The sequence below is a fragment of the Photobacterium lucens genome (assembly GCF_009873615.1).
GTDB classification, from domain to species: domain Bacteria; phylum Pseudomonadota; class Gammaproteobacteria; order Enterobacterales; family Vibrionaceae; genus Photobacterium; species Photobacterium lucens.
Genome location: NZ_SSMG01000298.1, coordinates 1 through 9,045, shown reverse-complemented (window position 1 = coordinate 9,045; position 9,045 = coordinate 1). Strand labels below are relative to the sequence as shown.

The window sequence follows — 9,045 nt, the reverse complement described above, 5'->3', positions numbered from 1 at the left end:
GGGTATACGTATAATGCGCATCAACAAGAGAGCACAGCGCCTCTAAAACCGAATTTATTTATTACTTTTACGCCACTATATCCAGTATCAGGTTGTGACTATGACTAAGAAAATCATCAACAAAATCGCCGTAGCTTACCAACGTTCTTTCACTGAACTGTACAAGCGTGATAATAAATAATCGCTATTCCCCCTATTTTAAAAAGGAGCATTACTGCTCCTTTTTTCGTTTTTGAGCTCTACCTTTTTCATCTATCTCCCATAAAGTTTCTTTTCTCTCACATATCTAAGCTCGATTTTTGATATAACTGTTTATAACCTCGACCGTTTTAACATCAGCAACGCAGTTAGCTTCGCTGAACCTAACACTTTGATTGAGGTTACTTGAATAGAGCAAGTTTGATGTATGCAACCAAAGGGAAGTAAATGAACAAAATAATGGATGCTGTCAGTTTTTTGATTAGCCATAAACTGATCCTTAGCCTACTGATCATCGCGAGCTTCATGCTTATTCGCCAATTGACCTTAAAAACAATTCGCGGTGACGCACTCTTTCTTTCTGAAGAGCAACGAAAATGGATGTCTCGTACAAAAAACGGCACCTTCACACTGCTTGTTGTGATCTTATTTTTACTGTGGCAATCCGAAATCAGTGAGTTTGCCCTCTCTGTGACCGCTATTGCCGTTGCTATTGTGGTCGCATCAAAAGAGATCATTTTATGTTTTACAGGCTCAATCCAACGAGCAAGTTCACGTTCATTTCGAATTGGCGATTGGATTGAAGTCGGCAAATTGTGCGGTGAAGTGATCGAGCACAATATGATGGCAACCGTGATCCAAGAAATCGATCTTCACCATGGGCAATATCACTACACAGGAAAAACAGCCACATTGCCTAATAGCATGTTCTTTACCTACCCAGTAAAAAACCTCAACTTTATGAAACGCTATGTGTACCATAACTTTTCTATTGCGGTGGCTAACTTCGTAAACCTTTATCCAATGTTTCCAGTTCTTGAGAAAAAAATTGAGCATCACTGTGAAGAGTTTATTGATGTAGCTCGCCGCTATAATAGCGTGATCGAAAAACATGCTGGTGTCGATCTTCCTGGTTCTGAACCACACATTCATATTAGCAGTAACGTAAATGGCGAGCAGATTGTGCACTTCATGCTATTTTGCCCAACTGAACAAGCGACACATTTAGAGCAAGAAATTCGAAAAGACTTTATGGAAGAATACGAAAAACGTTTTCCTCAAAACGCAGAATAAAAAACAACAAGGGCAGAGATTAACACTCTGCCCTTTTGGTATTTCTACCCAAGTGGCTTAGGTAGAAAGCATTGCAATTAACTTTTGACTGCTTGCTCTGCTGTATTTAACTGCTGATATAAAGCTGAGAATTGCTCAGTTAATTTATGCTTAGGTTGAAAGTGAATAAGGGGGATTTGCTGAAAGTGCGATTCTTTCATTTTGATTGACTGAGGTAAATATGGCTCTAATACGGGGAAACCTAATTCTTTAACACTTTCAATTATTTGGCGAGGAAAGTTAGCTTGAGAATTAAACATATTCACTACAATACCTTCCAACGACAAATCACGATTATGATCATCTCGAAGCTCAGCTAAATTATCCATTAAGTTAATTAACGCTTGTTGGGAGAAACTGTCACAGTCAAAAGGTATTAATAATTTATGAGCAGCAATTAAGCCAGACTTGGTATAGAAATTTAAGTTAGGCGGCGTATCAATATAAATATGATCATACTCTTTTTCTAATTCATCTAAGGCTTCACGAAGCTTATAGATTTTATAGCGACGCTCTAATTCTGACTCTAATTTATCCAATTTGGGGCTAGAAGGAATGATGAATAGATTGTCATAACGGGTAGGTTGGGGGTAATCCAATGTAGGCGATGCCATTGAGAACCAAGATGCAGTTTGATTTAAAAGATCAGCTATGGTTTTGTCACTTTTCTGGTTAATGTCATAACCTAAGTAATGACTACTGTTCCCTTGTACATCAAGATCAATCACCAATGTCTTATGACCTTGAGCCGCGCTGATCGCTGCTAAGTTCACGGTAATACTAGATTTACCCACACCACCTTTCTGATTAAATATAATGCTACGCATCCTTCCCTTCCCAACGTTTAATTATCAACCAACACAATATACACTCATAAGCATATATTTGTTAGTTAAAATCAAACACTTCTTAAAGATAAGACGGAGATTGACACTATTATTGAGAGTACAACTCTAACGGCAGCCCATCTGGATCACTGAAAAAAGTAAACGCTTTACCTGTCAGCTCATCAATACGAATGGCTTCCACCTCAACACCTTGCGCTTCTAAATCCGCAACCACACTATGGATATCTTCAACCACAAAAGCCAAATGTCGTAACCCTTGCGCTTCAGGGTAACTTGGCCTCGTTGGTGCATCAGGAAAAGAGAATAATTCTAATTGACTATTATCAGGCAAACGTAAATCCAACTTGTACGATTGGCGCTGCTCTCGATAGGTTTCATTGATCACTGGCAGTTTCAAGACTTGTGTATAAAAGTGCTTCGAACGCGCATAGTCAGAGCAAATGATCGCAACATGATGAATACCTTTTAACATGATGATTTTCCTTATTGCATTGCTTATTGGCTTGGTCCATTACTAATATAAACTTCAGAATATGGCTCTACCAGTTGAGGGTTTTGACTAATATCGACATTTTTCAATGGATTACCTTCATAGTTTAAATACGTCAGTTGTTTATTTTTTTTAATATTCAGATCCGTTAAGCGATTAAAACTGACATTTAGCACTTTTAACTGGCTATTACTTTTCACTTTCAACTTATTCAATAAGTTATGCTCAAGGCTCAACACTTCTAAATGTGGGTTATCACTTACATCAAGTTTGGTTAGTTGGTTATGAGATAAATCTAACTGTTTTAGATTTCTAAAGTTACTCAGCTCTTTAATTTGGGCGATATGCTGACCTTCACATTTCAACTCGGTAATTTGCTCACTATAAGCTTTACCTTGCAGGATCACGCAACATTTAAAATTAGGATCAGCAAAAGGAATATCGCTGATATTGGCATAGTGCTGCGCACAACCTGAAAGAGTTGAAAAACCTAACACTGCCACAACGGATAATAATATTTTTTTCATATCGATTTCTTTTACGTCTAAAGGTAAGCATTAATCACGTCGTAATGGACGAATAACGCTTTCTAACCCTTCAATTTTAAACTCTAAAGCCAATGCCATTAATGTGCCTAGCTCTCCTTCTGGAAAACCTTTCTTCTGAAGCCATAAAATAACAGATTTCTTCAGGATTTTTTTGTTTTTCTTTATTTTATATTGCCGCACAATTTGTGAGCACGTTTAGTAATTGACATTGATGTACCAAAAGTAACCGATATATAAGAATAACTGACAACAAATATTTTGATGACAAAGTTCACATTTTCAACCAATCAAAAAAACAAACAAACAATTTAAAATCAATTACTTGTGATCAACCCATTAGCTGTATGCTATTTTTTTGGCACTTCCAATACCAACTAATCTCTGTGACTATCGCTTCAGTAGCAGTGAGTAATTAATGAAAACTACATTGACATTGCTGAACCATTATTTGGCATAGCTGAGAAAGTTAGCCTAAGCATTACAACCAAAAACTTCTTCACAGTGAAGAAATCACCATGAGTTAAAAAAATGGAACATTACGAAGAAATCATCATTAAAGGTTTACTTGGTGGTGGCAGCACGAGTGAGGCTTTTTCAAGTCGTTTGATTCAGGGCACTGGCATTGAAAAAAACGAAAGTGTGAGCGAAATGTGGGCTTACCTCGACGTTGAACTTAAGCAAAAAATCATCGATGTGATTGAGTCAGTTTTTTGTGAGGAAATTGATATCAATAATCCAATTAAAGGGTTGATCAAACATATTGCGCAACGTGGCGCTCGTAACGAATATTATGCATTAGCTCTTTCGAAGCGTGAGCAGTTTACCGAAGAAGAAGAAAACTCTAAGATGACGGCATTATTTGACGAAAAGAAAAAACAGTGGGAAGAGAAAGAAAAAACGTTCAATGCATATGCCTATTAAGACGTTTAGGCGGGTTTTCAATATCGCTGCCCTGCTTGCGATGCGGTCGGTTACTCGTATCCATCTTGATCTAAAGCTGTCGAATTTGTAACCTTTTAGATGTAACCCACAGATTTTACATGTGTGGGTTAGTAACCAGCTACGTACCTACACACTTTTGATAAATCAAAAGATGAGTAGCTACTGCTGGCGGGGCTACCACCCTCGACCCAAGAGCGCATGACGCATAAAACTTTTAAAATTTTTCATGGCTTTTACCACCGTAATTTACCGCCACGCCAACTACTCAAAACGTGCCAAATTTGCCAAAACACTTGCACACTCTTTGCGTGTAAAAACGTCTGAATTCAAACACAACGAATGGATAGAAGAACTCCAAGATCGCAACTTCATTTTTGATGAAAAACACCCTAACGGATTGCGTCTAAATTCCATTTCACTAGCTAAACGCATGGCATATATCGATAGTGTTTTAGCTGACGAATTTGATTCGACAAACGCAACAAAAGAAGATAAATCGAATTTCAAACGGTATGAGTACAAACTGAAACAAAAGATCGCTAAATCGACTTCGGATGGCAACTTGTATGTTGCTAAAGCACTAAAGCATATTGCTGCTAAAAAGCCGAAAAACTACCGAGAAATCATTGATGATATTGAGGGCGTTAAGCGCAAAAATCAGTTGTTGGGGATGCTCGATAAATACATGTATTTCGCATCAAAAGTAGAAGGTACATCCGACCAACGCCAAGCCCGTGTTCACGAAGCCTTTTTCAAGTTCCCGCACAAGCACCGTGTTAAAACCGAACCCAAGCAAATGGCTGATTGTATTCGTAGCTTCTACGCCGAGATCGCTCCGAACCACAACCCAATGCTGGTTGTTGTCCACGACGACGAACACATAAAGAACTCAAGCACTGGCACACATCCACATATATTTTTATCCACGAAAGACAGTGTAACGGGGAAGCGTAACCTCAATGTAACGCTACGTAATGCAGCCAACGCATACCTAGCAGCCAATCCTACTAACGTGCAGTTATGGAACGCTGGGAAACAAGAGCATGAAACCCACCATGTAACGAACATCGATACGACCGTAAACGGCTATGCTGCTTCTAAGTTGCAAGGCATTATCATACAGGACATGTTCATGGCGCATGTTCGCAAGCACTTTCCTGACCTCAGCATCGGCTTTTCTGATAAACGAAGCAGAAAAATCAAGGCATTCCACGAACAATACGAAGACGCAAAGAAGCCAAAAGCCGATCGTGAGTACAATCTCAATGCATTACTAAGTAACTCAAACAATGATCTACGTATAAAAATGAACAAAGAGGTAGCTCAACATCGAGTCAAACTCGCAGAGAAAACCAAGGCGTACCAAGCCAAGCTAGCCGAGGAATACATGTTACATCAAGCCTCAATCACTCAAAAAACTGATGAATTGGCAGATCTCGACAAAAGACTGGATCGCAATAAAAGCATGATTAACCGCACTTATGCCATGCTTAAAGAAAAATACAAGCAAGCCTCTGAAATAGATGAGAAAATTAAACATGGTGAGGCTCGTGTCGCTGATTTAATGGCTCAAGAAGAAACTCTGCTGGATAGCATCAAACAAAAGCTTGCAGAGCATGTGGATCGCTTTATGGCAGCATACAGCTCCATGTTTGAGAACATATTGAACAACAGAAGTGCATTTACCAACGCGAATCAAGTTCTGACAATATTTCGCAGCACCAACGAGGATGCGAGATATGCGTTGTTTGATCAGATCGATAGCAACCAAACACAACTGCAATCCATGCCAAACATTAAACCAGAGGGTAAAGCCATTCACACAGACATTCACAACAAGTTTAAAGAAATGGTAAGCCTCAATCCTGCAAGGATGAGAGCGCCATCACCACCCAGACCGTAGGTAAGGGCACAATTGGTTGATCGTAAGAGGGGTAAAGTGTATTAACTCAGACTTGAGCTGACATGTGTATACAATTTTCAAAGCATATCATATTTGATGCCACCACTTAGAGTCGCAACTCACTAGCAATTAAACGTATTTAAATAGCGCTCAAATGATCGGCGTTGCTCTGATGGAAACAACATACCCGTACTTAATAGTTTTTCTATGTCTTGAGTTGATGGTTGAAGGCGAGCTAACGCTCTATCAGTGCGCCACTCAACTAGCCAAACGATGAAAAATAGCGTTGTAACACAGAACGCTGCGACACCAGCAAGCAATCCAATGATCACTCGTGGCCACCAAATTTCGTGCAGAAAAGGAAAGATCGAATACGATAGCGTTGCGGCAAATGCGCTGGCAAATATAATCATGTATCCCTGCCCTTTTACTCGCTCCGCCTGCACTAAAATTGTAAGCAGCTCTTTGGATACCACATTGCGCATTGCATCTTCTCATCATTATGATGCGTTGCACTAATGTCATGATTAACACGTCATGCAACGCATAGGTTGGTAATAAGTCAGTATCTATCGTCTCAGATCTGGCAGACTAACCAGCAGTCTATCTGATATCACCCTGATAATGCGTTCTTTTAACTTGTCCTTATACTCAAAGCAAGCCGCAATATTCTTGGTGGTGATGTTTGTATCATCGAAGTTATCAATTAATTTAAACGCATGATGCGCTGTCTCGATAGCCTCTTTGAGAACCAAGAACTTCTTTGTCTTTGTGGTGACATCAGTTGATGTAATGAAGCCTTTTTCAATGCAGTGTTCAATTACCAAATTTTGAACTATCGATTGGTTGTAATGGTATGCTTCTGCAATGTCATCATGTTCTTCTTGTACAGATTTACCTGTTCTCGATGAAATAATATTATTCATATATGTTTCTTATCAGAATAATAAATTTTAAAAAGGTCATCAATTTTTGAAGCGCCATCTGCCCCACTTTTAGAGCGGAATATCTCCTTCATCCCAGCCAGAAAATGGAACTTCCTCTAATGCTTCTTCGGGCATTGGTAACTCATCGGTATCACTAAAATTATATTGAGAACCAAGGATTACAGGATCAATTTTATAATTGATTTTAATGCTGGTTACATTTCGACCTTTTTTGACAAAATCCATACTTGTAATCTTGATACCACCTTCTGAAAAAGCGTTAATGTTACCCATGATGTTTTTCTCAAAAACTTCTTTTTTCAGCTTTGCTATCAGAGGATAGGGTTGAGATCGGTACACAAGAACGCTTTTATGAGCTATTTTTTTTTGAATGACCTTGTTGTCATCATCGATACCCACATTTGTAAGCAACACTTTTTTGCCCGCTGATACCGATGTCAGCTGTTCTGTTTTCAACTCTTTGAACATTGATGTAGATTGAAGATCTGAACTCAACAAATCGGTGGCATTCTTAATCAGAACTGTTGATTCGCTCTTATCAAGCCCCTTGTCTGTGATGAAAGCTTCTAATTCAGTTTGAGTGCCAAGCTTTATTTTGACCTTTTCATTTAGATCAAGATATGAACGCCAATTTGAAACGCTGAACTGGACACAGAAAACGTGCTCTGGGCTTGAACGCCAACGTGATCGTTTGGCTCTTGACACCAAGAACTTATACACTCTTGCGGCATATACATTTTTGAGTTTGTAATGGTGCCCTAGACTAAAGCGGGTATAGTCCTCAGGGTGTAAGTTATGCACCAGAAAAGGCAAACTAAATACAAGAAAGGCATCTCTGTTGGAGCCTGTAGGGTTAGTGCCTATCATCACTTTCTCAAAGACATTAATGTCCTCAAAATAATAAGACTTATCCTCATCATCATACATTTTGAGCGCAAGCTTCACATCGATAAGAGATCGAATAGCATTTGCCGTGTGCGTGGTATTGAGGTTGGTGGTTGAGTTGTTTTTCGCGTTCAAGATTGAGGCTATGTGAGCATTTGTCAATCGTATAGTTCTTGAATCTTCATCTCTAAACTGTCGTTTTAGCTCACTTCTCGCAGTCTCTACCCTATAGTTTCTATTTGCCTTAGCCTTTTCTGTATGATTAGACGCATCAGTATCATAGTTTTTATCTGCAAAAACATTAGCTCTCAGTTTGTAAAGTCTTTTATCCATCGCAGCAAGGGATACATCCATAAGTTGCATTGAGAGAGCACTGAGGTGCTTGCGATCCAGTGCGATTGCAAATGGTGCATCAATGACATAGTTAGACATAGCAAAAGTGCTGCCATCATTAACAACATTGAAATGATCGTCATCAATCTTAATAATCGATGGTGGCATAATGGTATCTTCTTCGATTTCGAGTAACTCTTCATATTCTTCAAGCATTGGCTCGAACTCGACAGGGGTACTATTTTTCAACATACGAGATATCGCTCCTATAAATTAAAACATGTGAAGAGAAGCTCAAAATGGAATTGCACGTATTTCTAAAAAAATTTCACATATCATGGATATGATCATCTAAAAAAAATGCACATATGTAAAAATCCAAATCTAAATAATTTGCACATATCAATGCCAGCCTATCTCACTCAACCCCTTTGATTACAATGGTTCGATGAGATTTGGAACATCATCACTAATATGTATTATTTTCTTTTCTTTAAAATGATCTTTTTTTGTTTAATAGCGCACTTTGCTGCTTCGCTTGGCAAAGTCCAGCGACGCTTTGCTCCTTGCGGAGTTGTTTTTGATATCGGTTATCAGCTCTTACAGCTATGTTACTCATACAAATCTAAATTGCAAAGCTTATTTTCAACTTAAACCATTGATAATTAAGGTAAAAAATACTTGTTTTTATATTAGTGCGCACTAGGAAAATGTTTGTTTTGAATCAGAATCGCAAATGGAACATCAACCGATTTAGGTAGTAACTTGGTTTTTGAAATGGCAAAAATAACAAACGTCAGAAACCCTTCATTTCATTCACTTAGTAAATAACCTAGGG

10 protein-coding genes are annotated in these 9,045 nt (G+C 38.6%); 3 read left to right on the top strand and 7 right to left on the bottom strand.

Annotated features, from left to right (window positions below; all coding sequences use genetic code 11):
• Positions 1–426 precede the first annotated feature (426 nt).
• Positions 427–1,272: a mechanosensitive ion channel family protein gene (locus tag E5A76_RS12875; RefSeq protein ID WP_161119173.1), complete on the top strand. Its 846-nt coding sequence runs from the start codon at positions 427–429 to the stop codon at positions 1,270–1,272.
• A gap of 77 nt (positions 1,273–1,349) precedes the next feature.
• On the opposite strand, the gene E5A76_RS12870 is transcribed toward E5A76_RS12875, so the two are convergent.
• From E5A76_RS12870 to E5A76_RS12855, 4 genes are all read right to left on the bottom strand, one after another.
• Positions 1,350–2,138, bottom strand: coding sequence for a ParA family protein (locus tag E5A76_RS12870; protein WP_161119172.1), 789 nt, complete (start codon positions 2,136–2,138; stop codon positions 1,350–1,352).
• Positions 2,139–2,247: 109 nt separating this feature from the next.
• Entirely contained in the window at positions 2,248–2,631 is a 384-nt protein-coding gene (gene gloA2 / locus E5A76_RS12865) for an SMU1112c/YaeR family gloxylase I-like metalloprotein (RefSeq protein ID WP_161119171.1), read from the bottom strand.
• A 23-nt stretch (positions 2,632–2,654) separates the two neighbouring features.
• Positions 2,655–3,176, bottom strand: a complete 522-nt coding sequence (locus E5A76_RS12860) for a leucine-rich repeat domain-containing protein (protein ID WP_161119170.1) — start codon at positions 3,174–3,176, stop codon at positions 2,655–2,657.
• A 30-nt stretch (positions 3,177–3,206) separates the two neighbouring features.
• Positions 3,207–3,377: a putative quorum-sensing-regulated virulence factor gene (locus E5A76_RS12855; protein WP_316247332.1), complete on the bottom strand. Its 171-nt coding sequence runs from the start codon at positions 3,375–3,377 to the stop codon at positions 3,207–3,209.
• 348 nt (positions 3,378–3,725) lie between these two features.
• Here E5A76_RS12855 and E5A76_RS12850 point away from each other — a divergent pair, with 348 nt between their 5' ends.
• A complete protein-coding gene (locus tag E5A76_RS12850) occupies positions 3,726–4,118 on the top strand; it encodes a hypothetical protein (protein ID WP_161119169.1) in 393 nt (130 codons plus the stop codon).
• A gap of 247 nt (positions 4,119–4,365) precedes the next feature.
• The gene (locus tag E5A76_RS12845; RefSeq protein WP_161119168.1) at positions 4,366–6,042 is read left to right on the top strand and encodes a hypothetical protein; all 1,677 of its coding nucleotides are present in this window, start codon (positions 4,366–4,368) and stop codon (positions 6,040–6,042) included.
• Positions 6,043–6,164: 122 nt separating this feature from the next.
• On the opposite strand, the gene E5A76_RS12840 is transcribed toward E5A76_RS12845, so the two are convergent.
• From E5A76_RS12840 to E5A76_RS12830, 3 genes are all read right to left on the bottom strand, one after another.
• Positions 6,165–6,455 carry a hypothetical protein gene (locus E5A76_RS12840; protein WP_161119167.1) on the bottom strand — a complete coding sequence of 97 codons (291 nt, stop codon included), beginning with the start codon at positions 6,453–6,455 and terminating at the stop codon, positions 6,165–6,167.
• A gap of 156 nt (positions 6,456–6,611) precedes the next feature.
• Positions 6,612–6,968 carry a hypothetical protein gene (locus E5A76_RS12835; RefSeq protein WP_107259886.1) on the bottom strand — a complete coding sequence of 119 codons (357 nt, stop codon included), beginning with the start codon at positions 6,966–6,968 and terminating at the stop codon, positions 6,612–6,614.
• A gap of 69 nt (positions 6,969–7,037) precedes the next feature.
• On the bottom strand, positions 7,038–8,459 hold the full coding sequence (locus E5A76_RS12830) for a hypothetical protein (RefSeq protein ID WP_107259888.1): 1,422 nt from the start codon (positions 8,457–8,459) through the stop codon (positions 7,038–7,040).
• Between the last annotated feature and the right edge of the window lie 586 nt (positions 8,460–9,045).